Source organism: Bradyrhizobium sp. LHD-71 (assembly GCF_031157255.1).
Classification (GTDB): domain Bacteria; phylum Pseudomonadota; class Alphaproteobacteria; order Rhizobiales; family Xanthobacteraceae; genus P52-10.
Genome location: NZ_JAVIFX010000001.1, coordinates 61,692 through 86,882 on the forward strand (window position 1 = coordinate 61,692; position 25,191 = coordinate 86,882).

Below are 25,191 nucleotides of genomic sequence, written 5' to 3' on the forward strand. Positions count from 1 at the left end.
CGGCGGACGTACAGCGCGCCTCATTTGCTCTTGTTTTTCCTTGGCTTGCCTTGCGAATCGCTTTCCTTCAAGGAGGCCAACCCCGCGAACGGATGGTCGGCCGGATCGGGCGGCGCGATCACCGGCTCGAAGACTGCGCCAGGCTTACGCGGATATGGATCGATTGCGAGAATGAGAAATTCGGCCGCAAGTGCACCCAGATCGATCATCCCGCCGACGATCGGCTCCGGCGGGTCTTCGACCGGCGCGTCGTCGTCCTCGCCGTCGCCTTGCGGCCGAGACGTAGCGACCGGCGGCGCGGGCTCGTCCGAAAACACCACGTCGACGTCCTCGTCGATCTCATTCGTCAGCGGATCGAGCGTGACGACGCAAGTCTGTCCCACGGCCGCCTGAATGCGCCCGGTCACGTGGACTCGGCCGCCGGCCGCATGGGCGAGATCGAAGGACGCAGCGAGGCGCGGCAACTCGCGCAGACCCGCGACCGCCGCGATTGCCCGTCGGTCCGCCTCACCAGCCTCAATCTCGTGATGCAGACCGGTTTCCGGAATGTCCGCGACGGCAACCGTCGCGTGCCAGGGAAGCGCCTTCACAGTCATGATACCGCCTCGTGCGTTTGTGCCATTGTGGCGGGGTCGGCGAACGTCCACTCACCCGCGAGCAGCCGCCGCTCGTCCACGGCCTCGAGGTGCCGGATGGTCTTTCGCACATAGGCTGCGAGCGGCTCGGCGCGTGCTGCATCGCTGTCGAGCAGGATGTTGCGCCCGAGCGCCTGCGGAAGATCGGGACCTCCGGCCTGCAGCGCGGCGTCATAGGCATTGGCGCGACCGTAGAACGCCTCGGCGAATTTCAATATCCGCTTCGGCACTGTGAGATCGCCGACGCCCATTTCACGCAGGTTGGCGTCCATGTCACTGCAGAAGTGGTCGAGCAGCGCCTGCGAGGCCTTCGCTCCGCCGGCGCATGTCTTCAGCCGGCGCAGGACCATCCACAGATGCAGCAACACCATGTCGAAACGGCCGTTTACCGTGTCCGGCACATGGATGCGTTCGTAAAAGGCCGGTAGTCGCGCCTGCGCCACGATCATGCCATAGATCGCTTCAATGGTGGGTCCAGGGGAACGGTTGAACGGCCAAAGCATCAAATATTTCCGGAACTTGGCCCGCGTTTCTGGAAAGAAGGCCGCGAGACCGGTTACGCACTTGTCCACGCCGGGTACGCCAACGCCCGTGTTGTGGCAAGATAGGTACGTCGCCGCTTCGTCGCGGCAAGGGGAAAGGTTCAGTTTCCGAGATGACCAGCCACAGCTTCCTCGCCGAAGTTGCGATCTCGCTTGTGCGCGGACTAGCGCTCCGTTTCCGAAATTCGCATCATTTGCGGCACACTCCCATGCGAGCTTCGGAAACATGAGAAGCCCTAGCAATTTTATGTTTCTAGCGCGGTTTTTGATTTTGCAATTCCTGCGCCCGTGCCGCGACGCCGGCAGGAACTTCAAATTCACCGCACTTGCGCCCGCCATCGGCCAACTACGCTTTGCCCTGGCGCTGATACTGACATGCGCCGCGCTGGCCGGCTGCGCGGAACAGTTCCAGAAAGGTTACATTTTGCCCGAAGGGGCGCTGGACCAGGTCCCGATCGGCGCGAGCCAGGACCAGGTGCTGATCGTGCTCGGTACGCCCTCCACCGTCGCGACGCTGAACGGCGAGGTCTTCTACTACATCTCGCAACGGACCCAGCGCCGGGTCGCATTCTTGGACCAGTCCGTGACAGATCAGCGGGTGCTCGCCGTCTACTTCGACAAGAATCGGCAGGTGCAGCGGGTCGCCAACTACGGCCTGCAGGACGGCAAGGTCTTCGACTTCATCAGCCGGACCACTCCCACCAGCGGCCAGGAGATCAGTTACCTGACGCCGCTGTTCCGCCTGGTCGGCGGCTCGAAGCAATAGTTGTATGTCCGCAAGCGGAATGGCGCGTCGAGCGAACGAGATTGAGCTGCAAGTTCGTCAGGACGCGCCAACGCTGCGATTATTCCAGAACGGGTCGCGCAGCTTTCGCTTGAAAATCTTGCCGCTTGCTTCGCGCGGCAGCACGTCAAGGAAACGAACCTCCTTCGGCACCTTGAAACTCGCAAGGCGCGCGCGGAGATAATCCTGAATCTCCGCCGCGCCGAGTTTCGCACCCGGCTCCGGCTCGACATACGCGCACAAGCGTTCGCCAAATTCGTCGTCGGGAATGCCGAACACGGCGCAATCCCGCACGCCGTCCATTCCGATCAACACGTTTTCGATCTCGGCCGGATAGATGTTGACGCCGCCGGAGATCACCATGTCGCGCTTGCGGTCGCAGAGGAACAGGTAGCCATCCTCGTCGAGGTAGCCGACGTCGCCAACGCTGACCAGGTCTTCGCGTCCGGCCTCGGCCCGGGCCTCGGCCTTGCCGTGATAATCGAAGTCGGGAATGGTCGCCTGCCGCATGAAGATTTCACCGGGCTGGTTGGGCTCGCAAAGTTCGCCGTCGGCGCCGAAAATCTTGACGATGCCGCCCTCAATCACCCGGCCAACAGTGCCGGGCTTCGCGAGCGCTTCTTTCGCCGAGTGCCAGACCGGAATGCCGGTCTCGGTCGAGCCGAAGTACTCGTTGATGACCAGCCCCCACCAGTCGATCATCGCGCGCTTGACCTGCGGCGGGCATGGCGCTGCGCCGTGAACGATGAACTGCACAGATGACAGGTCATAGCGACCTTTGACGTCGTCTGGCAGCCGAAGCAGCCGAACAAACATCGTCGGCACCATGTGCATGTGGGTGACGCCATGGTGCTCGATCAGGCGCAGCAGGTCCTCGGGATCGAAGCGCGGCTGCAGAACGATGGTGCAGCCGTGCCGGAACGCGAGCATCCCGTAGGAGTTCGGCGCCGAATGATACATGGGCCCGTTCATCAGCACGACCTGTCCCTCCCCCGGCCTGACGCCGTAGGCGATCGCACTGACGCGTTCGGCGGCGGCCGCCTGTTCGGGTGCCATCGCGTGACGGCGGACGCCCTTCGGCGTGCCCGTTGTGCCCGAGGTGTAGAACATCGGCGAGGCACGGCCGATGGGCCCGTCATAGGGCGGCTGCCATTCCCGCCAGATATTCCAATCCACCATCGAGCTCGGCACTGCGGATGCAGCGTCCGTGACGCCGTAGGCAGCGGCGATCTCCGGCGGCGTCGGCACCACCAGCACGTGGAGGTCGTCGGAAAGCCCGTCGGCGATCTGCGGCAGCAGATCGGCATGGCAGACCAGGACCAGCGCACCGCTGTCATTCAGAATGTGCGCCACCTCTTCCGCTTTGAGATGCCAATTGATCGGCACCACCGGTGAACCAAGCGCGGCCGCAGCACCCGACACCTCGAAAAAAGCGAAGTCATTGCGCAACATCATCGCGACCGGGGCGCCGTCGCGCACGCCCAGCGATTTCAACCCCGTCGCAGCGCGCGCTATGCGCAAATGAATCTCGCTATAATCGATCAGGCGCTCGCCGCTGATGATCATGACCACTGCTCCGACGGCTCCGGGGGCTCGGCCCTGGCCTCGCTACTCATCGTTGATCAGGCCGCCCGCACCGACCCAGCTCTTCCCGTCGAAGCGTCGCATGCGCATCGATTGGAAGGGGCGGTAGTCGTCGCGCCCGGTGGTGACGGTGACACCGGGCAGCAGCAGCGGAAGCTTGATGTCGCGCAACGACGTCGCTTGTCGCAGTACGTTTTCCCGACTGAGATCGTCGCCGCACGCGCGCAGGACTTGAACCAAGAGCGCTGCGTACATGTAACCGGCCGAGTAGTTGGTGTTGCGCACATCTGCGTCAGGCAGATGCTTCTTCATGAAGGCGAAGAACTCCTTGACGTCGACCTCGTCCGCCCATTGAGGATCATTCGGATCCTTCTGGTTGCTGAGCGACATCAGGCCGATAGCGTTGTCGAGCCCCGCCGGTTCGAGGATGGCAAGGGACGATGCCGATGTCGGAACGAACGTCATGTCCGGTTTCCAGCCGATCTCGGCCATGCCGCGGATCATCTGTGCCGTGAACTTTCCAAGCGTCACGCCGTAGAGAACGTTGGCGCCGGAGGCCTTGAGGGCCACGAGTTGCGAGGAAATGTTGGGCGCGCTCGGCTCGTAGCTCGCTTCGGCAATGATCATCGCCGAGGCTTTTGCGCCCAGCGCGCGCCTGAATCCTGCGACGTAGTCGCGGCCGAAATCGTCGTTCTGCGAAAGGATCGCGATCTTCGCGTCCGGCTTCTCCCTCAGAACCTGCTTTGCGTAAATCACGCCTTCTGTTTCGTAGGTGACCATTCCCGGCATGGTCCACGGGTAGTTCTTCGGGTCGGCCCACCGGGTCGCGCCACTGAGCACGAAAAGTTGCGGCACCTTCTTGCTGTTCAGATAGCGATGCACGGCGCCGTTGGTGGCAGTGCCGAGCGAGCCGAACATCAACGTCACTTCATCGCTTTCGACCAGCTTGCGCGTCTGCTCGAGGGTCTTGGGCGGCGAATAGGAGTCGTCCAGGCTGAGAAAACGGACCTTGCGTCCGTTGATCCCGCCCTCGGCGTTGATCTTATCGAAATAGGCCTGTTGGACGCGGCCGATGGTACCGAAGGCCGACAGCGGTCCGCTATACGGCAGCGTCTGGCCGATGCGAATCTCGTCCTTGATCTCGCTCCCGGCAGCGGCAACGGAGGCGCTGCAGATACCGATCGCCAGCGCGATCGGCAAGCCGAAGAATAAGCTCCCCATGACATCTCCCGGATGTTTGCTGCTTCCTTTCATGGCGCGTCGTCAGGCACACGCGCGCTTCAGGAAATCGCTGCGTGCGTCGGCGAACTCCGCCTTGAGCCTCTCTACCAGCACGGCCACCGGCGGCGCGTCGACGATCTGGCCCAGCCCCTGACCGGAGCCCCAGATATCGCGCCAGGCCTTGGACTTCATGTTGCCGCCAGAGCCGAAGTTCATCTTCGACTTATCGGCGGTGGGAAGGTTGTCGACATCGAGCCCTGCAGCCGCGATCGAAGGGCCGAGATAGTTTCCGTGCACACCGGTGAACAAGTTCGAATAGACGATGTCGCCGGCGGCATGATCGATCAGCGCCTGCTTGTACGCAGGGTCTGCATTGGCTTCCGCCGTGGCAATGAAGCGGGTGCCGATATAGGCAAGGTCAGCCCCAAGCGCGAGCGCCGAGGCAATGCTCCACCCGTCGGAGATCGCACCCGACAGCAGCACGGAGCCTTTGAACCACTGCTTGACCTCGCGCAGCAGCGCGAACGGCGAAAGCGTGCCTGCATGTCCGCCGGCGCCCGCGCAAACGAGGATCAGTCCGTCGACGCCGTTCTCGGCCGCCTTGCGGGCGTGCCTTACATTGATCACGTCGTGAAAAACCACCCCGCCATACGAATGTGCGGCTTCGACGATTTCAGTCGGCGGCCGCAGCGACGTGATGATGATCGGCACCTTGTGCTTCACGCAGGTTTCCATGTCCTGCATCAGCCGGTCGTTGGAGGCGTGGCAGATTTGATTCACGGCGTATGGCGCAACCTTCGCGCCGGGATTCTCTGCCTTGTACGCAGCGAGCTCATCCTCGATGCGCGTCAGCCATTCGTCGAGCCTTGCGGCGGGACGCGCATTCAGTGCCGGAAAAGAGCCGATGATGCCTGCCTTGCACTGGGCAATCACCAGTTCCGGCCCGGAAACAATGAACAGCGGTGACCCGAGGACAGGCAGTGCGAGGGAATCGTCGATCCAGGCGGGCAGTGTCATCCCTGAAAGTCTCCTTGTTACTTTGCGCGTCACTATAGGGCTGGACCGGACGGCAATGGGCGTTCAATATTGAACGGCAGCGGCATCAGAAATGATCGCGCTACGGAGCAACGCCTGGCTATGGACTGGGACTTCTGCAGATACTTCATCGCGGTTGCCGAAGCCGGTGATTACACCGGGGCAGCGCGGCGGCTACGCTCCAGCCACCCGACGGTAAGTCGCAAGATCGCGGCGCTGGAAGCTCAACTTGGCACAAGGCTGTTCGCGCGGACCACGGAAGGCCTGGCACTGACGGCGCAGGGGCGCAGGTTTCGCGAGCAAGCAGAGGCGATGGCGGCGGCGGCCTCTCGTGCGGAGGCTGCGGTCACGGCGCGCGGCGCCGCGGCGCGCGGCATCGTCAAGCTGTCGATCGGGCCGACGCTGGCAGCACACTGGTTGATGCCGCGGATGTCTGCGTTCCTCGACAGCCGTCGTCATATCGAGCTTGAGCTGATAACCCATCCCTTCCCCGTCAGCGTGCGCCGGCGCGAAGCCGATCTGGTGCTGCGCGTGTTCGAGGCTGGCGATGAAAATCTGACCGGTCGCAAGATCGGACGGCTGGGTGTCGGATTCTATGCCTCGCGTGACTACGCGGCGCGGCGCGGGCTGCCTGAGCACCGGCATGACTGGCGGCATCACAGCGTCATCGGCTTTGCGGACAAGGCGACCAACACCGAGCTTGGCCGCTGGAGCGACCACGTGGCACGGCACGCCAACGTGGTCATGCGCTGCTCGTCCCAGAGCGATATGCTGGCGGCGGCCCGGGCCGGCATCGGCATTTCCGTCATGTCCTGTTTCGTCGGCGACTCATTTGCGGACCTTGTCCGGGTGGCACCTCAGAAGCTCGCTGGGCTTTCGGATATCTGGCTGCTGGCGCATCCCGACCTCGTCGGCCTTCCGGCCATGCGCGAAGTGATCGGCTTCGTCACGACCAGCGCTCGCGCAGACCGGGAGATGCTTCGTGGCGGATGACACCGCAACGCCAACACCCACGACAAAGAAAAACCCCGCGGCTCGCACCGCGGGGTTGCCTCGAGCGTCGCGCCGGATCAGTGCGCGAGGATCGCCAGCAACAGCAACGCGACGATATTCGTGATCTTGATCATCGGGTTGACGGCCGGGCCTGCCGTATCCTTGTACGGATCGCCGACCGTGTCGCCGGTGACCGCGGCTTTGTGAGCGTCGGAGCCCTTGCCGCCGTAGTGGCCGTCCTCGATGTACTTCTTGGCGTTGTCCCAGGCACCACCGCCCGAGGTCATCGAAATCGCGACGAACAGGCCCGTGACGATCACGCCGAGCAGCATCGCACCGACAGCCGAGAATGCCGCCGATTTTCCGGCCGCGCCGCCGCCCGCGATGAAATAGATCGCGAAATAGACGACGATCGGCGACAGCACCGGCAACAGCGACGGAATGATCATTTCCTTGATCGCCGCCTTGGTCAGGAGATCGACGGCCTTGCCGTAATCCGGCTTGTCCTTGCCTTGCATGATGCCGGGCTTCTCGCGGAACTGACGACGAACCTCCTCGACAATCGCGCCTGCGGCGCGGCCGACTGCGGTCATGCCCATCGCGCCGAACAGGTACGGCAGCAGGCCGCCGAACAGCAGGCCGACCACGACGTAAGGATTGTTCAGCGAGAAATCCGGAGCAACGCCTGCGAAGTAGGTGTTCTGCGCCGAGTTGGCGATGAAGAATTTCAGATCCTCATTGTAGGCGGCAAACAGCACCAGCGCGCCGAGACCGGCCGAACCGATCGCGTAGCCCTTGGTGACGGCCTTGGTGGTGTTGCCGACGGCGTCGAGCGCGTCGGTCGACTTGCGCACCTCCTTCGGCAGCCCTGCCATTTCCGCGATGCCGCCGGCGTTGTCGGTCACCGGACCGAACGCGTCGAGCGCGACGATCATGCCGGCGAGCGCCAGCATCGTCGTGGTCGCAATGGCGATGCCGAACAGACCGGCGAGGCTGTAGGTGATCAGGATGCCGGCGATGATGACGATCGCCGGAAGCGCCGTAGCCTCCATGGAGATCGCCAGGCCCTGGATCACATTGGTGCCGTGGCCGGTCACCGACGATGCTGCGATCGACTTCACCGGCCGATAATCGGTGCCGGTGTAGTACTCGGTGATCCAGATGATCAATCCCGTCACAGCGAGGCCAACCACGCCGCACAGGAACAGGTCGAGACCGGTGTAGCTCACGCCGGCGAGCGGGCCAAAGCCGACCAGATAGTAGATCACTGCGGCGACACCCGCGAGCGACAGGATGCCGGTGGCGATCAGGCCCTTGTACAGCGCGCCCATGATCGACTGGCTTGGTCCGAGCTTCACGAAGAACGTACCGATGATCGAGGTAATGATGCAGATGCCGCCGATTGCGAGCGGCAGCGTCATCATCGGCAGCAGCAAGGCGGACTTGGCGAAGAAGATCGCCGCCAGCACCATGGTTGCAACTGCGGTCACCGCGTAAGTCTCGAACAGGTCAGCGGCCATGCCGGCGCAGTCGCCCACGTTGTCGCCGACGTTGTCGGCGATCGTCGCCGGGTTGCGCGGATCGTCCTCGGGGATGCCGGCCTCGACCTTGCCGACGAGATCGCCGCCGACGTCGGCGCCCTTGGTGAAGATACCGCCGCCAAGACGGGCGAAGATCGAGATCAGCGACGCGCCAAAGCCGAGCGCGACCAGCGCATCGATCACGACGCGGTCAGCAGGCTGAAGCCCCCGGCCCTGCGTCAAGTAGATGAAGTAGAGGGTCACGCCGAGCAGCGCGAGGCCAGCCACCAGGAGGCCGGTGATCGCGCCGGCCTTGAACGCCAGTTCGAGACCGCCGGCAAGCGACTTGGTCGCCGCCTGCGCGGTGCGAACGTTCGCGCGTACCGAGACATTCATGCCGATGAAGCCTGCCGCCCCCGACAGCACGGCGCCCACCAGAAAGCCGATGGCGACCAGCACGCCGAGTAGGTAGGCGAGCAGCAGGAAGATGACGATGCCGACGATGGCGATCGTCATGTACTGACGACGGAGATAGGCCTGTGCGCCCTCGGAGACCGCGGCTGCGATCTCCTTCATGCGATCGGAGCCCGCATCGGCGCTTAGCACCGATGACGTCGCCCAGATCGCGTACAAAATCGAAAGCGCCCCACAGAGCACGATCACCCACAAAGCTGTCATGGAAGTTGCCTCAAACCCTTGGACGTGTCCCTACCCCGCCGCCATGGACAGCGACGGGCACAAGCAGAAGGCAATGCCCTGAAAAACCCCAGTGGATGCCCCCAAATAGGCGCGGACCATGCCAAAATCGTAACGTCTAAGCAACGTTTGGTCCGGGATATGAGCTCTGTATTCAGCTCCCTGCAGCGAGAAAAGCACGGATAGAGCCGGCCAAACCGCTGGAATGCTCCTAAAAATGGCTGAAGGAGCCTCGCTTGAGCCGGAGCTCGCGTCCATCCGATGCGACGAAGCGCGGCGGCTCCAGCCCGTCGCGAATCACGCCGATCACCGTGGCGGCAACATTCCTCGCCCCGGCGGCAGACACGAACGCAGCAAGATGGTTCTCCGGAATCGCACAAAGGATCTCGTAGTCGTCGCCACCTGAGATCAGCGCATCGATCGTCGTCGCCTTGGCGGTGATGAGCGACCGCGCTTGCGGCGACAACGGAATTTGCTCAAGCTTGATCTCAGCCGACAGGCCTGAGGCCTTGCAAAGTTTCGCCAAATCGCCCGCAAGTCCGTCAGAGACGTCCATCGCCGCATGCGCATAATCACGGACCGCCGGTGCAACGGCGACGCGCGGCTGCGGCACCCGGTAACGTTCGACCAGCATTCTGCGTGCACTCGCGTTCGCCGTGGGCGATGAGGCGAACGAGCCCGGCTTCGAAAGCGCAAGCCCCAGCGCGGCATCGCCAATGGTTCCTGTCACGACCACCGCATCGCCGGCTTGCGCACCGCTTCGCCGCACCATGCGGCCGGCTGCGACGCGGCCGAAGGCCGTGATCGAGATCATCGGCGGTCCCGGCGTCGAGACCGTATCGCCGCCGAGCAACGGGCATGCGAACGATGCCGCGTCCTCGCCGAGGCCTTTCGCAAACCCGCTCAGCCAGCCGTGATTCACGTCACGCAGGGCGAGCGTAAGCACGAAGCCCGTGGGCTCTGCGCCCTTCGCCGCAAGATCGGAGAGATTCACCCGCAGCGCTTTTCGCGCAATCGTTTCGGGCGGATCTTCGGGAAGAAAGTGTACGCCTTCAACGATGGCGTCGGTGGTCACCACCAGGTCGTCGGTCGAGCTCTTCAGGATTGCCGCGTCGTCGATCAGGCCAAACGCAGCCGGATCGGTCGCCAGCGGCTGAAAGTAGCGCGCGATCAGATCGTCTTCAGGCGAAGACATATGATGAGGCTCCGTTGAGCTCGCAACGAAGAGAGCATCCGTTACTCGCCTGCGCGCTCGAATTCATCTGCGCGAAAGCGCCGCGCGAGCTGATCGAGCACTGCGTTGACCATGCCGGTCTCCTCGCGGTCGACGAAGGCGTTGGCGACATCGACATATTCGGTGACGACCACGCGCGCGGGGACATCCTTGCGATGTTCCAGCTCGTAGGCACCCGCGCGCATCACTGCGCGAATGATCGCATCGACCCGCTTCAACGGCCAACTCTTCGCCAGCGCATCGTCGACCAGGGGGTCGAGCTTCGACTGGTCGCGTACTACGCCGGAAACGACGTCGCGGAAGAAGGCGGCTTCGGCCGGCAGATACGTCTCGCCCTCCACTTCGCTGCCCAGCCAGTGACTTTCGAACTCGGCGAAGATGTCGTTCAGACCCGCACCGGCGATGTCCATCTGGTAAAGCGCCTGCACGGCGGCAAGCCGCGCCGCGCCGCGCCGGTTCGCCTTTCTGGAATCGCTACCGGCTTTTGACATCGCGATGCCGGTCTTTGATCATCTGGTCGAGGCGCGGCTGCAGGCGGCGCTTGATCCGCATCATGACGACGGCAGCGCGCGCCGCGTCGCCGCCCTTGTTCAAGCTGTCAGCACGCGCCCGCTCCCAGGCCTGGGCCTCGGTGTTCACCGTAATGATGCCGTTGCCGATCGGCAGCTTCTTGGCGATCGACAAGTCCATCAGCCCGCGCGAGGACTCCATCGAGACGATCTCGAAATGGATCGTCTCGCCACGAATGACGCAGCCAAGCGCGACCACCGCATCGAAGGGGCGCCCGGCGCGCTCGCCGGCTTCGATGGCGATGGCGGTGGCAGCCGGAATTTCCAGTGCCCCCGGCACGGTGATGACCTCGTGCGTGACGCCCGCCCCGTCCAGTTCGGCGATCGCAGCCGCAAGCAGCGCGTCCTGGATGTCATCATAGAAGCGCGCCTCGACGATCAGGGCGTGCGAGCCTGAAATGTCGGTCTGGTCCTTCAACGGAGCACGGCGTGGATCGGCCATATTGTCGCCATTCGTGTCTATTCGCCAATTGCTGGCCTTGTAGTCCGGCGATGGCACGAAGCCAAGCGCCATGCAGCAGCAGGGCCTGACGCGGCCTACTTCATTTCGGTCAAGCGCGCGGCATACCGCGCCATCAGGTCCACCTCAATGTTGACCTCGGTTCCCTCCCGCCAGCCGTGCAGCGTCGTCACGGATAACGTGTGGGGAATGATCAGCACTGTGAAACGGTCGTCGTCGACGGCATTCACGGTCAATGACACGCCGTCCAGCGTGATTGAGCCCTTCGGCGCAATGAATTTCGCAAGTTCACGCGGGCTGCGCAACTCGAACCGGGCCATATCGGGCAGGTCGTGCCGTGATAGAATGGTTGCAGTGCCGTCCGCGTGGCCCGCGACGATATGGCCGCCAAGCTCGTCGCCGATCTTCAGCGCGCGCTCGAGGTTGAGCTGCATGCCCTGATGCCAGTGCCGCGCCGTGGTCATCCCGAGCGTCTCCGCGGCGGCATCAACCTCGAACCAGGTCCTGCCGCCGGCAACCCCGGAGCCGACCACCGTCAGACAGACGCCGTTGCAGGCGATCGATGCGCCATCGGCGATCGTGGCCTGATCATAGCCACACAGGATACGCAGCCGGTGCAACTGCCCCTGCGCCACCGGCCGCAGGACCTCGATTTCGCCAACGTCGGTGACAATGCCGGTAAACATCAGATGTGCTCGTAAATCGTCAGGGTGTCCTGGCCGAGAGTTTCGGTAGCACGAACGCGGTAGTGCGGCGACTGCGTTACCGCCGTCAGCGGCAGCCGATCCAGTGCGGCAACCCCGTCGGCGCCGATTGTCACCGGTCCGCGATAGAGCCAGACCTCGTCGACCAGCCCCGCCTCGACGAACGACGCCGCCACCCGCGCGCCGCCCTCGACCATGAGCCGCGTCACGCCGCGTCGTCCCAGTTCCTGCAGCATCGCCTGCAAATCGATACCGCGTTCGCCGACAGGCGCGTGAATGATCTCGACGCCTTCCGCCGCAAGCAGCGTCGCGCTTGACGGCTCGCCGCCGCCTCCCGAGAAGACCCAGACCGGATGCTTGCGCGCGGTCTTTGCGAGATAGCTGCTGGCTGGCAGACGCAAATGCCGGTCGAGGATCACCCGCACCGGTGAGCGCTGCTCCAATCCGGGCAGCCGGCAGGTCAGTTGCGGATTGTCGGCGCGCGCCGTGCCGACGCCGACCAGGATCGCATCGCTTTGTGCGCGAAACATGTGCACGCGCGTGCGCACTTGTTCGCCGGTGATCTGGAAAGGTCGGCGCCCCGAGGCGCCGATCTTGCCGTCGGCCGACAAGGCGAGCTTGAGCGTCACGTACGGACGGCCTTCGGTGATGCGGCAGATGTGGCCGGCGTGGTCGCGCCGGGCCTCCTCGGCGCAGATACCGACGTCGAGCTCGATGCCAGCCTCTCTGATCCGCGCGTGCCCCTGCCCCGCCACGTCCGGATTTGGATCGTCCAGCGCACTGACCACGCGCGTGATGCCTGCGGCAATGATCGCGTCGGCGCAAGGTGGCGTCTTGCCGTGGTGCGAACACGGCTCGAGCGTGACGTAAAGCGTCGCGCCGCGCGCCGCCTCACCCGCTTGCGCCAGCGCCTGGGTCTCTGCATGCGGCCGTCCACCTTCGTGGGTCCAGGCGCGCGCTAGCACCACCCCGTCCTTGACCACCACCGAGCCGACCGCTGGGTTGGGCCAGGTGCGCCCCAGCCCTCGCCGACCAAGGGACAGGGCGAGCTGCATGAAACGAAGGTCGACAGGATTGGTCACGAATGAGGCCGTGTCAGAGATAGGTTACGGCGATGTATTTAGCCTCTCAGAACCCGCGCCGCCCCGTTTGAAAACGGGGACGAGCCATTCCGCAAGCGCCAGTCACGCCCGATCGAAGCTACTTGCGAAGCAGCAGTCGCGGATCGTCGTCGCCCGAAAGTTCGCCCAGCACCGCCTCGAAGTCCTTCGCCTCACGGAAGTTGCGGTAAACGGAGGCAAAACGCACATAGGCCACATCGTCGAGCTGACGCAGGTGCTCCATTACGATCTCCCCGATCGCCTCCGAGGAGATCTCCGCCTCGCCGCCGCTCTCCAGCTCGCGCACGATCGCCGACACCATCTTCTCGACCCGTTCGGGGTCGACCGGACGCTTGCGCAACGAGATCTGCACCGAGCGCATCAGCTTGTCACGGTCGAACGGCACACGCCGACCGTTGCGCTTGATGACGGTGAGATCGCGCAGCTGCACGCGCTCGAATGTCGTGAAGCGAAAGTTGCAGGTCACGCAGACGCGCCGACGGCGAATGACGGCAGAATCCTCTGCAGGCCGGGAATCCTTGACCTGCGTATCGAGACTCGAGCAATTCGGGCAGCGCATCAGGCCATGATCCCGATAATGCTAGTTGTAGATCGGGAAGCGGTCAGTCAATTCCTTCACCCGCGCTTTGATCGCAGCCTCCACCAGAGGTGCCTTGCCATCCTGCGCCTGCGCGACCGCGCTCAAGACCTCGGCCATCATTTCGCCAACCTGCTTGAACTCCGCGACGCCGAAGCCGCGCGTGGTCGAGGCCGGCGTGCCAAGACGAATGCCCGATGTCACCATCGGCTTCTCCGGGTCGAACGGGATGCCGTTCTTGTTGACAGTGAGCGCTGCACGGCCAAGCGCCTTTTCGGAGACGTTGCCCTTCAGCCCCTTGGGACGCAGATCGACCAGCATCAGGTGATTGTCGGTGCCGCCGGTGACGATGTCGAAACCGTTGGCGCGCAGCGTTTCGGCGAGCGCCTTGGCGTTGTCGACCACGTTCTTCGCGTAGACCTTGAAGTCCGGTCGCAGCGCTTCGGCAAAGCAAACCGCCTTCGCCGCAATCACGTGCATCAGCGGACCGCCCTGCAGCCCCGGAAACACCGCCGAATTGATCTTCTTGGCGATCGCCTCGTCATTGCTGAGGATCAGGCCGCCGCGTGGCCCGCGAAGCGACTTGTGGGTGGTGGTCGTGGTCACATGGGCATAGGGAATTGGCGATGGATGCACCCCGCCGGCGACGAGACCGGCGAAGTGCGCCATATCCACCATGAAATACGCGCCGACGCTGTCGGCAATCTCGCGGAAGCGCTTGAAGTCCCAGAAGCGCGAATAGGCTGAGCCGCCGCCGATGATCAGCTTCGGCTTGACCTCTTCCACACGCCGCGCGACCTCGTCCATATCGATCTGCTGGTCGTCCTTGCGCACCGTGTAGTGCTGGGCCTTGAACCATTTACCCGAGATGTTGACCGGCGCACCGTGCGTCAGATGTCCGCCCGCGGCGAGGTCCAGGCCCATGAAGGTGTCACCCGGCTGCAGCAGCGCCAGGAACACCGCCTGATTCATCTGGCTGCCGGAGTTCGGCTGAACGTTCGCGAAGTTGCAGCCGAACAGTTTCTTGGCGCGCTCGATGGCCAGCGTCTCGGCAACGTCCACGAACTCGCAGCCGCCATAGTAGCGGGCGCCCGGATAGCCTTCCGCATACTTGTTCGTCATGATCGAGCCCTGCGCTTCGAGCACGGCACGGCTGACGATGTTTTCCGACGCGATCAGCTCGATCTCGTGCTGCTGGCGGCCGAGTTCATTCCTGATGGCAGCGGCGATCTCGGGATCAGCCTCGGCGAGCGTGGCCGAAAAGAAGGTCCCTGGCGCGGAGGCATTGGCGGATTTGGCGTATGACGACATCGGCGGAAATATCTCCACCGCCGCGGGCCAACTACGGGACCGGCGGACGGTTCGGTTAATGGTCGAGAGCGGCACGCACGCATTAGCATATTGGGCCGAAACGGCCAAATCCTAGGGCCCATCAGCCCAACTTATCCAATATCTTGATGATTGGGCGGCAAAAATGCCTGCCCAAGCTCAGGTCGGCGATTGCAGGTGGCGTCGCACCGCAGCGACCGAATTGCCGACCGCGGCGATGGCGGCCAGAAGGTCGGCGCGAGGCACGTTCAGCCGCTGCGCCCACCGATCGGTCGCGGCCGCGTCTTCGGTATCGATGACCGGCGCCGGCCTGATCTGGGCCAGCACGGATGCCACGGTGACAAGCTGGATCATGGGGCCAGCCTAGCATGCAGGGCCCGGCTCCGGTTCCATGCCCTTCCAGAAGCCTTAACAAGCCGTTTCGGAATCAGGCGAACCGGTACGGTCCGCCCTTCTCGATCGCTCGCTCGTAGGCCGGGCGCGCCTGAAAGCGGGCGACCCAGGACGTCAGGTTTGGATACGGCTCGATCCGTTTTGCGGCCTTGGCCATCTCGCCAACGAAGCTCATCTGAATGTCCGCGCCGGTCAATGCACTGCCGACCAGCCACTCGCGGCCTTTCAATGCCGCGTCGACATAACCAAGATGGTTGGCGAGTTCGCTGTCGATGCGCGGATGCAGCGGCCTTCCTGCATTACCAAGCCGGCCGGCATAAAGGTTCAGCATCAGCGGCAGCATTGCGGAGCCTTCCGCATAGTGGAGCCACTCCGCGTACCTTTCAAAGTCCATGCTGCCAGCAGGAGGCTGCAAGGCACCCTTCCCGTATTTGCGCAGCACGTAATCGACGATGGCGCCTGACTCCGCAATCGTGTGGCCGGCGTCGGTGACGACCGGCGATTTGCCGAGCGGGTGAACGGCCTTCAGTTCAGGTGGCGCAAGCCGCGTCTGCGCATCGCGCTGATACCGCTTGATCTCGTAAGGCAGGCCCAGTTCCTCGAGCAGCCAGAGAATACGCTGCGAACGCGAGTCGTTCAGATGATGGACGATGAGCATGTTTCCCCCATGTTCCACCACGTTGGCGAAGACAGTGCTTTACGTCCTCGCGCGCAAAAAACCCAGTGCTCAGTTTTGCCGTGCAGACGCGCCTCCACGCCATGACTGGCCGGGATCGCCGCAAATGCCGATTCTAGGACGTCTATTCGGTTCGGGCGTCGCGCTCCGCCTGCGCCTTTTCGTACTTCGACAGCCGCGCAGCATTTTTCTCGAGCAAAGTCGCGACATAGTCCGACAGCTTCTCGCGAAGCACCTCGCCCTGCCGCTCGGAAATGCGGGGAATCAGCGATTGGACCTTCATCATGGTCTTTCAACCATAAATGCCGCCTGTTTGTTCCATGTTTGATTCAGTTTCGTTCGCAAAGAACGAATCGAGCCAGCCCAAATCAGCGCAGCCGAGAGGTTAAGACTTCCCTACGCTCGCGCCGGCAGCACACATCAAGGCGCTGGAGCGCTTGCGAAACGGGCGACTACGCTTTGCGAATTCCTCGCCTCATGACGCTCATTTGCGCGGAATCGTGCTCATCGTCAGGCGTTCCGGCTCGCAGCAATCGCGCCGCGCGCAGCTCAATTCAGAAAGCAAAGCGCCGACCTCGTGAAAGGCCGGCGCGAAGGCGGATGGAAGTGTCATTGCCTTGGGCAGCCGGACTTCCGCCAGGCTGGCCCGAAGTTGCGCAGTCTGAAAATGCGCATGCGATGCCGTCGGCCCTCGCCGTCCGGAATCGCCCGCAAACCTCAGAGCCGATACAGGATCTGATCGGTCCAGAAGCGCTCCAGACGATGCAGCGATTTGTTCAGCGTTGCGAACTCCTCATTGGAGATGCCGCCGACCTGCTCCACCGTCTTGACGTGCTTGTCATACAGCGCCTCGACGATGTGGCGCACTTCCTGGCCCTTCGGCGTCAGGCGAATACGAACCGAGCGACGATCGACGCGCGAGCGCTGGTGATCGAGGAAGCCCATCTCGACGAGCTTCTTCAGGTTGTAGGAAACATTGGAGCCGAGATAGTAGCCGCGCGTGCGCAGCTCTCCTGCCGTCAGTTCCTTGTCGCCGATGTTGTAGAGCAACAGCGCTTGCACCGAGTTGATGTCCGAGCGGCCTCGCCGGTCGAACTCATCCTTGATGACGTCGAGCAGGCGGCGGTGCAGCCGCTCGACCAGAGTCAGAGCTTCGAGATAGAGAGGCTGCACCTGCGCCTTGCGCTGATCGCGCTCGACGGTATCCGTGGCCGTGGCAACGGCTTTCATCATGACACTTCCCCTGTTGTCGTTTTGTCGACTTATTCGACGAAACTTGTGTTTCGTCCGATGGGGAAAACCTAGGTGTTGCGTTTGAACATCAGCTTAAACAACAACATAAAGAGAAAATGAATTCGAGACAGTGAATCCAAGATTACCCGCACAAACTAAGGGGTTTTTGTAATCCTCCGTTGAGGAAAACCGGCCGATGTTCATGCTTCGTCTGGAGCGCTGTCGCATTCCTGTACAGCGACCTGAAAATTTGAAAGTTTCGGGTAAGACTTGTGCGGGATGCCGTTCATAGGTGGCTAACCACGGTCCGCTCGATTTTCAGAAAATGATTGTTGAATTGGACGAGTGCGCTCACGGCGGGCGTTCCAGTGCCGCCATCCACGCGAGCACCAGATATATTGCAAGCAACGCCACCTCGAAAATGACGACTACGAAGTTGCCGCCATAGATCAAAGGAAACATCAGCTCGATCACCGCCATCGACACGATCGAGGTGAGCCACACGACCGCGCCCCATGGTGTCGCCAGCCAGAGTCCCACTGCGGCGACGAGTTCGATCACCGCAAAGTAGATTGTCGCACTCTGCCACGCGACTGGCTGGTTGATGAATGCGTCCGCTTCGTCGCCGATGAAGCCTGTCACTTGCCCCCAATGATAGAGGCCTTTCAACATGGCCACGCCCGCCATGACGCGCAAATACATGACAAGCCGGCGCGTCCAGACGCCGTCATCGCCGGCAACCGCGCCCGAGTTGATCGGCGCGACCGACGCCGCCTGCAGTTCGCGTGGCTGGTCCTGGGCCGATTGGTCGGTCATTGCTCCTCGGAAACCCTTGAATCTCGCGCCCTTGTGCCGTCGCGAGGCTGTTTGCGCCTGTAAGGTCAAATCGTGATGCCGGCAAGGCCGAATTTGGTTCGCGGCGGTGGCGCAGGGATGATAAATCAGGCGACCTTGAGCTAAGGAGAACTCCGATGGCGATCAAATTCGGCCGCCCGATCGAACTGCGTGACGAGCCGCCTCGCCCTGCGGCCGCCGCAACCGCGCCGGGGCTCGACCTGACGATCCGCATGCGACGCAACCGCAAGTCGGAATGGTCGCGGCGGATGGTGCGTGAACATGTACTGACCACCGACGACCTGATCTGGCCGCTTTTCATCACCGCCGGCGACAACCAGCGCGTTCCGGTACCGTCGATGCCCGGCGTCTTCCGCCTGTCGGTCGACCAGATCGTGCGCGAAGCCGAACGCGCGATGAAGCTGACGATCCCCTGTATCGCGCTGTTTCCCTACACCGATCCGTCGCTGCGCGACGAAACAGGCAGCGAAGCGCTGAACCGCGACAATCTCGTCTGCCGCGCGATCGGCGCCGTGAAGAAGGAGTTTCCCGATATTGGCGTGCTATGCGACGCGGCGCTCGATCCCTACACCAGTCATGGCCATGACGGTCTGCTGCGCGACGGAATCATCCTCAACGACGAGACCGTTGCGCTTCTGGTCGAGCAATCGGTGATACAGGCAGAGGCAGGCTGCGACATCATCGCCCCTTCCGACATGATGGATGGCCGCGTCGGTGCGATCCGCGCTGCGCTCGACGACAGAGGGCATACCGATGTGCAGATCATGGCCTACGCAGCGAAGTACGCCTCGGCCTTCTATGGACCGTTCCGCGACGCGATCGGCTCATCAAAAACATTGAGCGGCGACAAACGGACCTACCAGATGGATCCGGCAAATGTGGACGAGTCGATTCGCGAGGTCGGGATCGACGTGGCTGAAGGCGCCGACATGGTGATGGTGAAGCCGGGCCTGCCGTATCTCGACGTGTTGCGTCGGGTGAAGGACACGTTCGGCATGCCGACCTTCGCTTATCAGGTCTCGGGCGAATACGCGATGATCATGGCCGCCGCGGCAAACGGCTGGATCGACGGCGATCGCACGATGGTCGAGAGTCTGACCGCCTTCAAGCGCGCCGGCGCCGATGGCGTCCTGACTTACTTCGCCGCCGACATGGCGGAGAAGCTGAAGGCCGGTGGCTGACCGCAACTCCTCTGCGAGCGAGGACCAGCCACCAAGCGTGGCTCAAGCATTACGCGACGGTAATGCAACCTTGCGCCCGCCTGGCGGCATCGCCATCTCCAGGCGCTGAGGAGGACTTCGATGTCTCAGGATATCTGGCGCAATGACGGCGGTTTCCGGCACGCGTTCGATCCGGCCGCCAACCCGGAACTGTTTCGCGGCGTGCTGACGCGACGCTTCTTCGCCTTCCTGGTCGATCTCGTCATCCTGGGCGTCCCGATCGTGCTCGGCGTTATCTTCATCGCCCTGTTCGGCGTGCTGACGCTCGGCCTTGGCTGGCTGCTTTTCTGGCTGGTCTCACCGCTTTCGATCGTATGGGCGATCGTCTATTACGGCCTGACGCTCGGCGGCCCGCACTCGGCCACGGTCGGCATGCGGCTGATGGACCTCGAGCTGCGCACTTTCTCCGGCGAGCCCGGCTATTTCATCCTCGGCGCCGCGCATGCGGTGCTGTACTGGATTTCAGTGTCGGTCCTGACGCCTTTCATTGTCCTCGTTGGGCTCTTCAACCGTCGCAGGCAACTTCTGCACGACCTCATTCTTGGAACCGTCATCATCAACACCTCTGCCCGGCCGGCATATCCGGAACCCGCCCGGCCCGTTTGACTCGGCCGATCCCGGGGCGGGCACCGGTTTCGAGCTGTCATGCTTATGAAGTAATTGACGCTTCGCCCGGCCAAGGCGATGCTGGACGCGGACACTATTCAAAAGTCCCATTGAGGCCCGGTGACACACCATTCCCGCGACACGCCGCAGTTCTACCTGACCGCGCCCTCGCCCTGCCCCTACCTGCCGGGCCGGAACGAACGCAAGGTGTTCACGCACCTCGTCGGAGAAAAGGCGTCGGACCTCAACGACCTCCTCACCCACGGCGGTTTTCGTCGCAGCCAGTCGATCGCCTATCGCCCGGCATGCGACCAGTGCCGGGCCTGCGTCTCGGTGCGGGTGATCGCTAACGAATTTCGCCCCTCGCGCAACTTCCGCAAGGTCCTTGCACGCAACGCCGATATTGTCAGCGAGCTTCGTACAGCGGCGCCGACGTCGGAGCAGTATTCGGTCTTCCGCGCCTATCTCGATGCGCGACACCGGAACGGCGGTATGGCCGACATGACCGTGCTCGACTACGCGATGATGGTCGAGGACAGCCACGTCGAGACGCGAATCATCGAGTATCGCCGGCGTAACGCCGACTCAGGCGTGACCGGGCGCGGCGGCGACCTGCTTGCGGTGGCGCTGACCGACGTCCTGAGCGACGGCCTTTCGATGGTCTACTCGTTCTTCGAACCCGGCGAGGAGCAGCGCTCGCTCGGCACGTTCCTGATCCTCGACCACATCTCCCGCGCCAGGCGAATGGGACTGCCTTACGTCTATCTTGGCTACTGGATCGATGGCTCGCGCAAGATGGATTACAAGGCCCGCTTTCTGCCGCAGCAGCGGCTCGCGCCGAGCGGATGGCTGCGCATCGACAAGGACGGCGAAAGCCGCGAGCCGCAGGATTGACCGATCAGGACGCTGCCGCCCGCCGCGTTGCACGCGCGGCCGCGACGAGCCCTCGCTTCGGAGCGAACAAAAACGCCAGCACGAACACGCAAGCCTGAACCAGCACGATGCAAGCGCCGGTCGCAGCATCAATGTGGAAGCTCAGCAACGTGCCGAATGCCGAAGCACCCACCGCAACCACGGTGGCGATCACCAGCATGCGCTCGAACCGGTCGGTGAGCAGATAGGCGATCGCTCCCGGGGCCACCAGCATGGCGATGACCAGGATGATGCCCACCGCCTTCAGCGAGGCGACAATCGTCAGCGCAAGCAGGATCAATAATCCATAATGCAGCAACGACACCGGCAAGCCGATGGCGCGGGCATGGTTGGGATCGAAGCAATACAGGAGCAGGTCGCGTCGCTTGAGGAGGACGACTGCGAGCGTGCCACCGGCGATCACCGCGGTCTCGATCAGATCCTGTACCGTGACGCCGAGCATGTTGCCGAACAGAATGTGCAGCAGGTGCTGGTCGGTTTCGACCTTGGTGAAGATGACGAGCCCAAAGCCGAACATGCCGGAGAACACGACACCCATCACAGTGTCTTCCTTCACCCGGCTGGATTCCTTCAGATAGCCGGTGAGCAGCGCGCACGACAGCCCCGCAACGAATGCACCGACAGCGAGCGGCAGGCCGATCACATAGGCGACGACGATACCCGGCAGTACGGCATGCGAGACCGCATCGCCCATCAGCGACCAGCCCTTCAGCACGAGGTAACACGACAGCACCGCGCACACCGCACCCACCAGGATCGAGACGACCAGCGCCCGCTGCATGAACGGATAGCTGAGCGGCACGATAAGCCAGTCGAAGATCACGCTCATGGCGCGGCTCCCGCGATCGTCATGCGACGGCGCCGGGCCGCCAGCAGGCCGTGTTTCGGCGCAAGGAGGAACGCAGCAAGGAACAGCAATGTCTGCAGTGTGACGATCACACCGCCGGTCGCGCCGTCCAAGAAGTAGCTGATATAGGCGCCGGCGAAGCTCGTCCCTGCCCCGAGCGCGACGCTGATCACGATCAGGCGGCCGAAACGGTCGGTCAGCAGGTAGGCAGTGGCGCCGGGCGTCACCACCATGGCAATGACAAGGCAAGCACCGACTGTCTGCAATGCCGCGACCGTACAGGCCGAAAGCAAGGTGAAGAACAACGCTTTCAGCAAGAACGTGTTGAGACCGATGCTGCGAGCATAGGCCTCGTCGAAGAAGACGATCATCAGATCCTTCCACCTCAGCAGCAGAAGGGCGAGCGACACGGCGGAGATGATGGCGACCTGCACCACGTCCTCGTCGGAGATGGCCAGGATGTTGCCGAGCACGATGGTCTGCACACTGACCGACGTCGGCCAGATCGAGGCCAACAGCAGCCCCAGAGCGAACAGCGAGGTGAACACAAGTCCGATCACCGCGTCTTCGCGCAAACGCGAATGCTGGCGGACGAATGCCATGCCGACGGATGCGAGAATGCCGGTGAAGAACGCCCCGACCGCGAACGGAAGGCCAAGGATGTAGGCGCCGGCGACGCCCGGCACGACCGAATGTGCCAGCGCGTCGCCCATCAGCGACCAGCCCTTCAGCACAAGATAAGCCGAGAGAAAAGCGCAAACGCCGCCGACCAGTGCGCTCACCCACATTGCCTTCAGCATGTACTCATAGGAAAATGGGACGAGCAGTTCGGACATCATCGCTTCTTGGGCTCGTCCGGTTGCGTGGGCGGTGACGGCATCTTTTTCCGGTCATTGCCGTAAATCACCAGTGGCCGCTCGTCGTCAGTCAGCACTGTCAGGTGGCGCGGGTCCGCATCGTCATGCAGCTGGGCACCGCCGAGATTGTAGTGCCGCAGGACACCGCCGAAGGCGCGCTCGAGGTTCGCTTGCGTGAAGACCTCCGCCGTCGGCCCTGCCGCAAGAACCGTCCGATTGAGCAACACAACCTGGTCGCAGAAGTCCGGCACGCTGCCGAGATTGTGCGTGGAGATCAACATCAGGTGTCCCGCGGCACGCAGTTCGCCGAGCAGCGAGATGATCGCCGTCTCGGTCTTCACGTCGACGCCGGTGAATGGCTCGTCGAGCAGGATGATGCGTCCCTCCTGCGCCAATGCACGCGCCAGGAACACGCGTTTCTTCTGGCCGCCTGAAAGCTCGCCGATCTGCCGATTGCGGAAATCGCTCATGCCGACGCGCTCCAGTGCGGCATCGACCTTGTAGCGGTCGACACGCGAGGGCATGCGCAGGAAATTCATATGGCCGTAGCGGCCCATCATCACGACGTCGCCGACAAGCACCGGAAAATTCCAGTCGATCTCCTCGCTTTGCGGCACGTAGGCGACGATGTTGCGGCTGATCGCCTCGGCCACCGGTCGGCCGCACAACCTGATCTCGCCCGCGGCAGGCTTAACGAATCCCATGATGGCCTTGAAAATCGTCGACTTACCGCTGCCGTTAACGCCGACCAGTGCGCAAATGCTGCCTGGGTCGAGTTCGAAGGACGCGTCATGCACCGCGGTCAGACCGCTCGCATAGGTGACGGCCAGCCCGCGAACAGAAATGCTGGCGCCGAGACCATTGAGGTCGGCTGCAGCAGGGCCCACGGATTTCGCCATCACGTTCATTTGCCGAGATCGTTCATTTGCCAAAACCCTGGGCGATGGTCTCGACCGTCACCTTCAGCAGGTCGAGATAGGTCGGCACCGGACCATTGGCGGCGCTCAAAGAATCGACATAGAGCACGCCGCCATAACGGGCGCCGCTCTCGCGTGCGACCTGCTTGGCTGCGCGATCGGAGATTGTGCTCTCGCTGAACACGACCGGAATCTTGTTCTTGCGGACGAGATCGATCACGCGGCGCACCTGCTTCGGCGTGCCCTGCTCATCGGCGTTGATCGGCCAGAGATAGGCTTCCTTCATCGCATAATCGCGCGCAAGGTAACTGAAAGCGCCCTCGCTCGACACCAGCCAGCGCTGGTCGGCAGGGATCGCATCGAGCCGCTTGCGCAAAGGCTCGTCGATCGCGCGGATCTGCGCACTATAGGCGGCAGCATTCTTGTTGTAGGCCTCGGCGTTTGCAGGGTCGTGCTTCACGAGCGCCTTGCGGATGTTCTCCACATAAATCAGCGCATTCTTCGGCGACATCCACGCATGGGGGTTCGGCCTGCCGGTGTAAGGCCCCTCAGTAATGCCGATCGGTTCGATGCCGTCGGACACGACGGCGGTCGGCACTTCGCTCACATTCTCGAAAAACTTTTCGAACCAGCGCTCCAGATTGAAGCCGTTCCAAAGAACCAGGTCGGCAGCCTGCGCACGCACGACATCCAGCGGCGTCGGCTGGTAGTCATGGATCTCTGCGCCCGGCTTGGTGATCGATTCGACGACGGCCGCTGAGCCGGCCACATTCTGCGCGATGTCCTGAATGACGGTGAATGTCGTCACCACCCGAAATGGCTTAGTCGCCTGCGCCCAGGCTGCGCCGTGCGACAACACCGCCGCCGCCAGGAGGCCGCCAACCACGGCCGCCCGCCGCGTCCATCGGAAAGACATCTGCAAATCTCCGCGCGTTCTCAGTCCGTATATAACCGGAAAAGACGTTAGTTGCAACTAATTCGCAAAAGCATCTAACCGTGTCGAACGGCCGCTTGTGCTGGCGGTCCCGTCGGAAAATTGGTGGCAGCGGCAGCGATTGGATGCCTTGCACAGCCAAATGGCCGCGACCCGTGACGCCCAGCGGGCCGATCACACCCTCGCGACCCAATCGACCAAACAGCGGATGGGGCGTTTAGGTAGCGAGGCGACGGCGCGGGGTCGACCGCCCGCCTCTTCGGGTTAAAGCCAGCAAAGGAAGGCGTTCATGGCCACGCATGATCATTCCGTCCACGCTAACCATCCGCATCAGCACGGCCCCGGGTGCGGCCACAAGGCTGTTCGGCACGACGGGCACATCGATTACCTGCACGATGGTCACCTTCACCATCCGCACAAAGGTCACGTGGATGAGCATGTGATTGCGGTGAGTTCAAAGAATCCCGATCGCTGCACCCCGGATCATCGTTGTGGAGGGCACGATCCCAATCACAAGCACGGACCCGGTTGCGGTCATGAAGCGGTGCCGCACGGCGACCACATCGACTATCTCGTCGATGGACACCTGCACCACCCTCACGGCGACCATTGCGATGATCACGGGCCGCTCGAGGTCGTCTCGGGCTGACATCGTCTCAGCACCGCGGCCCGGATGGAGCGAAAGCGAAATCCGGGTGCCATGCCGCCGCGTCAGC

At 62.9% G+C, this 25,191-nt stretch carries 28 protein-coding genes; 6 read left to right on the forward strand and 22 right to left on the reverse strand.

Annotated features, from left to right (window positions below; all coding sequences use genetic code 11):
• Positions 1-20: 20 nt before the first annotated feature.
• Entirely contained in the window at positions 21-596 is a 576-nt protein-coding gene (locus tag RCO31_RS00300; protein ID WP_308966169.1) for a DUF177 domain-containing protein, read from the reverse strand.
• On the reverse strand, positions 593-1,138 hold the full coding sequence (locus tag RCO31_RS00305) for a ubiquinol-cytochrome C chaperone family protein (RefSeq protein WP_308966170.1): 546 nt from the start codon (positions 1,136-1,138) through the stop codon (positions 593-595). The genes RCO31_RS00300 and RCO31_RS00305 overlap by 4 nt, the downstream gene beginning before the upstream one ends.
• 286 nt (positions 1,139-1,424) lie before the next feature.
• On the opposite strand from RCO31_RS00305, the gene RCO31_RS00310 reads away from it, so the two are divergent.
• Complete coding sequence (locus tag RCO31_RS00310) at positions 1,425-1,943, forward strand: outer membrane protein assembly factor BamE (protein ID WP_308966171.1); 519 nt, start codon at positions 1,425-1,427, stop codon at positions 1,941-1,943.
• A 57-nt stretch (positions 1,944-2,000) separates the two neighbouring features.
• On the opposite strand, the gene RCO31_RS00315 is transcribed toward RCO31_RS00310, so the two are convergent.
• Genes RCO31_RS00315 through RCO31_RS00325 form a run of 3 tightly spaced genes read right to left on the reverse strand, consistent with a single transcriptional unit; the run spans position 2,001 to position 5,783 of the window.
• Entirely contained in the window at positions 2,001-3,527 is a 1,527-nt protein-coding gene (locus RCO31_RS00315) for an acyl-CoA synthetase (protein ID WP_308966172.1), read from the reverse strand.
• A 42-nt stretch (positions 3,528-3,569) separates the two neighbouring features.
• Positions 3,570-4,766: an ABC transporter substrate-binding protein gene (locus RCO31_RS00320; protein ID WP_374991398.1), complete on the reverse strand. Its 1,197-nt coding sequence runs from the start codon at positions 4,764-4,766 to the stop codon at positions 3,570-3,572.
• Between the two features lie 42 nt (positions 4,767-4,808).
• A complete protein-coding gene (locus RCO31_RS00325) occupies positions 4,809-5,783 on the reverse strand; it encodes a nitronate monooxygenase family protein (RefSeq protein ID WP_308966173.1) in 975 nt (324 codons plus the stop codon).
• A 120-nt stretch (positions 5,784-5,903) separates the two neighbouring features.
• On the opposite strand from RCO31_RS00325, the gene RCO31_RS00330 reads away from it, so the two are divergent.
• Positions 5,904-6,794 (forward strand): LysR family transcriptional regulator, encoded by an 891-nt coding sequence (locus RCO31_RS00330; RefSeq protein ID WP_308966174.1) that lies wholly within the window; start codon positions 5,904-5,906, stop codon positions 6,792-6,794.
• Positions 6,795-6,871: 77 nt separating this feature from the next.
• Here RCO31_RS00330 and RCO31_RS00335 read toward each other — a convergent pair whose 3' ends face one another.
• The 13 genes from RCO31_RS00335 to RCO31_RS00395 all read right to left on the reverse strand — a co-directional run bounded on the left by RCO31_RS00335 (position 6,872) and on the right by RCO31_RS00395 (position 18,122).
• Entirely contained in the window at positions 6,872-8,992 is a 2,121-nt protein-coding gene (locus RCO31_RS00335; RefSeq protein WP_308966175.1) for a sodium-translocating pyrophosphatase, read from the reverse strand.
• A 229-nt stretch (positions 8,993-9,221) separates the two neighbouring features.
• Positions 9,222-10,205: a thiamine-phosphate kinase gene (gene thiL, locus RCO31_RS00340; RefSeq protein ID WP_308966176.1), complete on the reverse strand. Its 984-nt coding sequence runs from the start codon at positions 10,203-10,205 to the stop codon at positions 9,222-9,224.
• A 41-nt stretch (positions 10,206-10,246) separates the two neighbouring features.
• A complete protein-coding gene (nusB, locus tag RCO31_RS00345) occupies positions 10,247-10,735 on the reverse strand; it encodes a transcription antitermination factor NusB (protein WP_308966177.1) in 489 nt (162 codons plus the stop codon).
• Positions 10,719-11,255 carry a 6,7-dimethyl-8-ribityllumazine synthase gene (gene ribH, locus RCO31_RS00350; protein WP_308966376.1) on the reverse strand — a complete coding sequence of 179 codons (537 nt, stop codon included), beginning with the start codon at positions 11,253-11,255 and terminating at the stop codon, positions 10,719-10,721. Before ribH ends, nusB begins: the two co-directional genes overlap by 17 nt.
• Positions 11,256-11,350: 95 nt before the next feature.
• Entirely contained in the window at positions 11,351-11,959 is a 609-nt protein-coding gene (locus tag RCO31_RS00355; RefSeq protein ID WP_308966178.1) for a riboflavin synthase, read from the reverse strand.
• Positions 11,959-13,032, reverse strand: coding sequence for a bifunctional diaminohydroxyphosphoribosylaminopyrimidine deaminase/5-amino-6-(5-phosphoribosylamino)uracil reductase RibD (gene ribD / locus RCO31_RS00360; protein ID WP_308966377.1), 1,074 nt, complete (start codon positions 13,030-13,032; stop codon positions 11,959-11,961). Before ribD ends, RCO31_RS00355 begins: the two co-directional genes overlap by 1 nt.
• A 145-nt stretch (positions 13,033-13,177) precedes the next feature.
• Positions 13,178-13,657, reverse strand: a complete 480-nt coding sequence (gene nrdR, locus RCO31_RS00365) for a transcriptional regulator NrdR (protein WP_308966179.1) — start codon at positions 13,655-13,657, stop codon at positions 13,178-13,180.
• Between the two features lie 21 nt (positions 13,658-13,678).
• Positions 13,679-14,986, reverse strand: a complete 1,308-nt coding sequence (gene glyA, locus RCO31_RS00370; RefSeq protein ID WP_308966180.1) for a serine hydroxymethyltransferase — start codon at positions 14,984-14,986, stop codon at positions 13,679-13,681.
• Positions 14,987-15,163: 177 nt separating this feature from the next.
• Positions 15,164-15,358, reverse strand: a complete 195-nt coding sequence (locus tag RCO31_RS00375) for a DUF3606 domain-containing protein (RefSeq protein WP_308966181.1) — start codon at positions 15,356-15,358, stop codon at positions 15,164-15,166.
• 73 nt (positions 15,359-15,431) lie between these two features.
• Entirely contained in the window at positions 15,432-16,055 is a 624-nt protein-coding gene (locus RCO31_RS00380) for a glutathione S-transferase (RefSeq protein ID WP_308966182.1), read from the reverse strand.
• 142 nt (positions 16,056-16,197) lie between these two features.
• Entirely contained in the window at positions 16,198-16,359 is a 162-nt protein-coding gene (locus RCO31_RS00385; protein WP_308966183.1) for a hypothetical protein, read from the reverse strand.
• A 431-nt stretch (positions 16,360-16,790) separates the two neighbouring features.
• On the reverse strand, positions 16,791-17,306 hold the full coding sequence (gene ldtR / locus RCO31_RS00390) for a transcriptional regulator LdtR (protein ID WP_308966184.1): 516 nt from the start codon (positions 17,304-17,306) through the stop codon (positions 16,791-16,793).
• A 351-nt stretch (positions 17,307-17,657) separates the two neighbouring features.
• On the reverse strand, positions 17,658-18,122 hold the full coding sequence (locus RCO31_RS00395; protein ID WP_308966185.1) for a DUF6163 family protein: 465 nt from the start codon (positions 18,120-18,122) through the stop codon (positions 17,658-17,660).
• 155 nt (positions 18,123-18,277) lie between these two features.
• Here RCO31_RS00395 and hemB point away from each other — a divergent pair, with 155 nt between their 5' ends.
• From hemB to RCO31_RS00410, 3 genes are all read left to right on the forward strand, one after another.
• Positions 18,278-19,342, forward strand: a complete 1,065-nt coding sequence (gene hemB / locus RCO31_RS00400) for a porphobilinogen synthase (RefSeq protein ID WP_308966186.1) — start codon at positions 18,278-18,280, stop codon at positions 19,340-19,342.
• Positions 19,343-19,462: 120 nt separating this feature from the next.
• Positions 19,463-19,987 carry an RDD family protein gene (locus RCO31_RS00405; RefSeq protein WP_308966187.1) on the forward strand — a complete coding sequence of 175 codons (525 nt, stop codon included), beginning with the start codon at positions 19,463-19,465 and terminating at the stop codon, positions 19,985-19,987.
• Between the two features lie 120 nt (positions 19,988-20,107).
• Entirely contained in the window at positions 20,108-20,881 is a 774-nt protein-coding gene (locus RCO31_RS00410) for an arginyltransferase (RefSeq protein ID WP_308966188.1), read from the forward strand.
• 4 nt (positions 20,882-20,885) lie between these two features.
• Here RCO31_RS00410 and RCO31_RS00415 read toward each other — a convergent pair whose 3' ends face one another.
• The 4 genes from RCO31_RS00415 to RCO31_RS00430 are packed head-to-tail and all read right to left on the reverse strand — an operon-like array spanning position 20,886 to position 24,457.
• On the reverse strand, positions 20,886-21,749 hold the full coding sequence (locus RCO31_RS00415; protein ID WP_308966189.1) for a metal ABC transporter permease: 864 nt from the start codon (positions 21,747-21,749) through the stop codon (positions 20,886-20,888).
• Positions 21,746-22,603, reverse strand: a complete 858-nt coding sequence (locus RCO31_RS00420; protein WP_308966190.1) for a metal ABC transporter permease — start codon at positions 22,601-22,603, stop codon at positions 21,746-21,748. The genes RCO31_RS00415 and RCO31_RS00420 overlap by 4 nt, the downstream gene beginning before the upstream one ends.
• Positions 22,603-23,532: a manganese/iron ABC transporter ATP-binding protein gene (locus RCO31_RS00425; RefSeq protein ID WP_308966191.1), complete on the reverse strand. Its 930-nt coding sequence runs from the start codon at positions 23,530-23,532 to the stop codon at positions 22,603-22,605. The genes RCO31_RS00420 and RCO31_RS00425 overlap by 1 nt, the downstream gene beginning before the upstream one ends.
• 13 nt (positions 23,533-23,545) lie before the next feature.
• On the reverse strand, positions 23,546-24,457 hold the full coding sequence (locus RCO31_RS00430; protein WP_308966192.1) for a metal ABC transporter substrate-binding protein: 912 nt from the start codon (positions 24,455-24,457) through the stop codon (positions 23,546-23,548).
• A gap of 307 nt (positions 24,458-24,764) precedes the next feature.
• Between RCO31_RS00430 and RCO31_RS00435 the strand changes: the two genes are divergently transcribed.
• Entirely contained in the window at positions 24,765-25,124 is a 360-nt protein-coding gene (locus tag RCO31_RS00435) for a hypothetical protein (RefSeq protein WP_308966193.1), read from the forward strand.
• Positions 25,125-25,191 lie beyond the last annotated feature (67 nt).

What these genes read in the sequence shown, in the direction of transcription:
- thiL (WP_308966176.1), bottom strand. Translation starts at nt 10,205, where the DNA reads ATGTCTTCGCCTGAAGACGATCTGATCGCGCGCTACTTTCAGCCGCTG.
- RCO31_RS00415 (WP_308966189.1), bottom strand. Translation starts at nt 21,749, where the DNA reads ATGAGCGTGATCTTCGACTGGCTTATCGTGCCGCTCAGCTATCCGTTC.
- RCO31_RS00425 (WP_308966191.1), bottom strand. Translation starts at nt 23,532, where the DNA reads ATGAACGTGATGGCGAAATCCGTGGGCCCTGCTGCAGCCGACCTCAAT.
- ldtR (WP_308966184.1), bottom strand. Translation starts at nt 17,306, where the DNA reads ATGATGAAAGCCGTTGCCACGGCCACGGATACCGTCGAGCGCGATCAG.
- RCO31_RS00330 (WP_308966174.1), top strand. Translation starts at nt 5,904, where the DNA reads ATGGACTGGGACTTCTGCAGATACTTCATCGCGGTTGCCGAAGCCGGT.
- RCO31_RS00335 (WP_308966175.1), bottom strand. Translation starts at nt 8,992, where the DNA reads ATGACAGCTTTGTGGGTGATCGTGCTCTGTGGGGCGCTTTCGATTTTG.
- RCO31_RS00325 (WP_308966173.1), bottom strand. Translation starts at nt 5,783, where the DNA reads ATGACACTGCCCGCCTGGATCGACGATTCCCTCGCACTGCCTGTCCTC.
- RCO31_RS00310 (WP_308966171.1), top strand. Translation starts at nt 1,425, where the DNA reads ATGTTTCTAGCGCGGTTTTTGATTTTGCAATTCCTGCGCCCGTGCCGC.
- RCO31_RS00375 (WP_308966181.1), bottom strand. Translation starts at nt 15,358, where the DNA reads ATGATCCAGCTTGTCACCGTGGCATCCGTGCTGGCCCAGATCAGGCCG.
- RCO31_RS00430 (WP_308966192.1), bottom strand. Translation starts at nt 24,457, where the DNA reads ATGTCTTTCCGATGGACGCGGCGGGCGGCCGTGGTTGGCGGCCTCCTG.
- RCO31_RS00305 (WP_308966170.1), bottom strand. Translation starts at nt 1,138, where the DNA reads ATGCTTTGGCCGTTCAACCGTTCCCCTGGACCCACCATTGAAGCGATC.
- ribH (WP_308966376.1), bottom strand. Translation starts at nt 11,255, where the DNA reads ATGGCCGATCCACGCCGTGCTCCGTTGAAGGACCAGACCGACATTTCA.
- RCO31_RS00405 (WP_308966187.1), top strand. Translation starts at nt 19,463, where the DNA reads ATGTCTCAGGATATCTGGCGCAATGACGGCGGTTTCCGGCACGCGTTC.
- RCO31_RS00320 (WP_374991398.1), bottom strand. Translation starts at nt 4,766, where the DNA reads ATGGGGAGCTTATTCTTCGGCTTGCCGATCGCGCTGGCGATCGGTATC.
- glyA (WP_308966180.1), bottom strand. Translation starts at nt 14,986, where the DNA reads ATGTCGTCATACGCCAAATCCGCCAATGCCTCCGCGCCAGGGACCTTC.
- hemB (WP_308966186.1), top strand. Translation starts at nt 18,278, where the DNA reads ATGGCGATCAAATTCGGCCGCCCGATCGAACTGCGTGACGAGCCGCCT.
- RCO31_RS00315 (WP_308966172.1), bottom strand. Translation starts at nt 3,527, where the DNA reads ATGATCATCAGCGGCGAGCGCCTGATCGATTATAGCGAGATTCATTTG.
- ribD (WP_308966377.1), bottom strand. Translation starts at nt 13,032, where the DNA reads ATGCAGCTCGCCCTGTCCCTTGGTCGGCGAGGGCTGGGGCGCACCTGG.
- RCO31_RS00395 (WP_308966185.1), bottom strand. Translation starts at nt 18,122, where the DNA reads ATGACCGACCAATCGGCCCAGGACCAGCCACGCGAACTGCAGGCGGCG.
- RCO31_RS00300 (WP_308966169.1), bottom strand. Translation starts at nt 596, where the DNA reads ATGACTGTGAAGGCGCTTCCCTGGCACGCGACGGTTGCCGTCGCGGAC.
- nusB (WP_308966177.1), bottom strand. Translation starts at nt 10,735, where the DNA reads ATGTCAAAAGCCGGTAGCGATTCCAGAAAGGCGAACCGGCGCGGCGCG.
- RCO31_RS00355 (WP_308966178.1), bottom strand. Translation starts at nt 11,959, where the DNA reads ATGTTTACCGGCATTGTCACCGACGTTGGCGAAATCGAGGTCCTGCGG.
- RCO31_RS00420 (WP_308966190.1), bottom strand. Translation starts at nt 22,603, where the DNA reads ATGTCCGAACTGCTCGTCCCATTTTCCTATGAGTACATGCTGAAGGCA.
- RCO31_RS00385 (WP_308966183.1), bottom strand. Translation starts at nt 16,359, where the DNA reads ATGATGAAGGTCCAATCGCTGATTCCCCGCATTTCCGAGCGGCAGGGC.
- RCO31_RS00435 (WP_308966193.1), top strand. Translation starts at nt 24,765, where the DNA reads ATGGCCACGCATGATCATTCCGTCCACGCTAACCATCCGCATCAGCAC.
- nrdR (WP_308966179.1), bottom strand. Translation starts at nt 13,657, where the DNA reads ATGCGCTGCCCGAATTGCTCGAGTCTCGATACGCAGGTCAAGGATTCC.
- RCO31_RS00380 (WP_308966182.1), bottom strand. Translation starts at nt 16,055, where the DNA reads ATGCTCATCGTCCATCATCTGAACGACTCGCGTTCGCAGCGTATTCTC.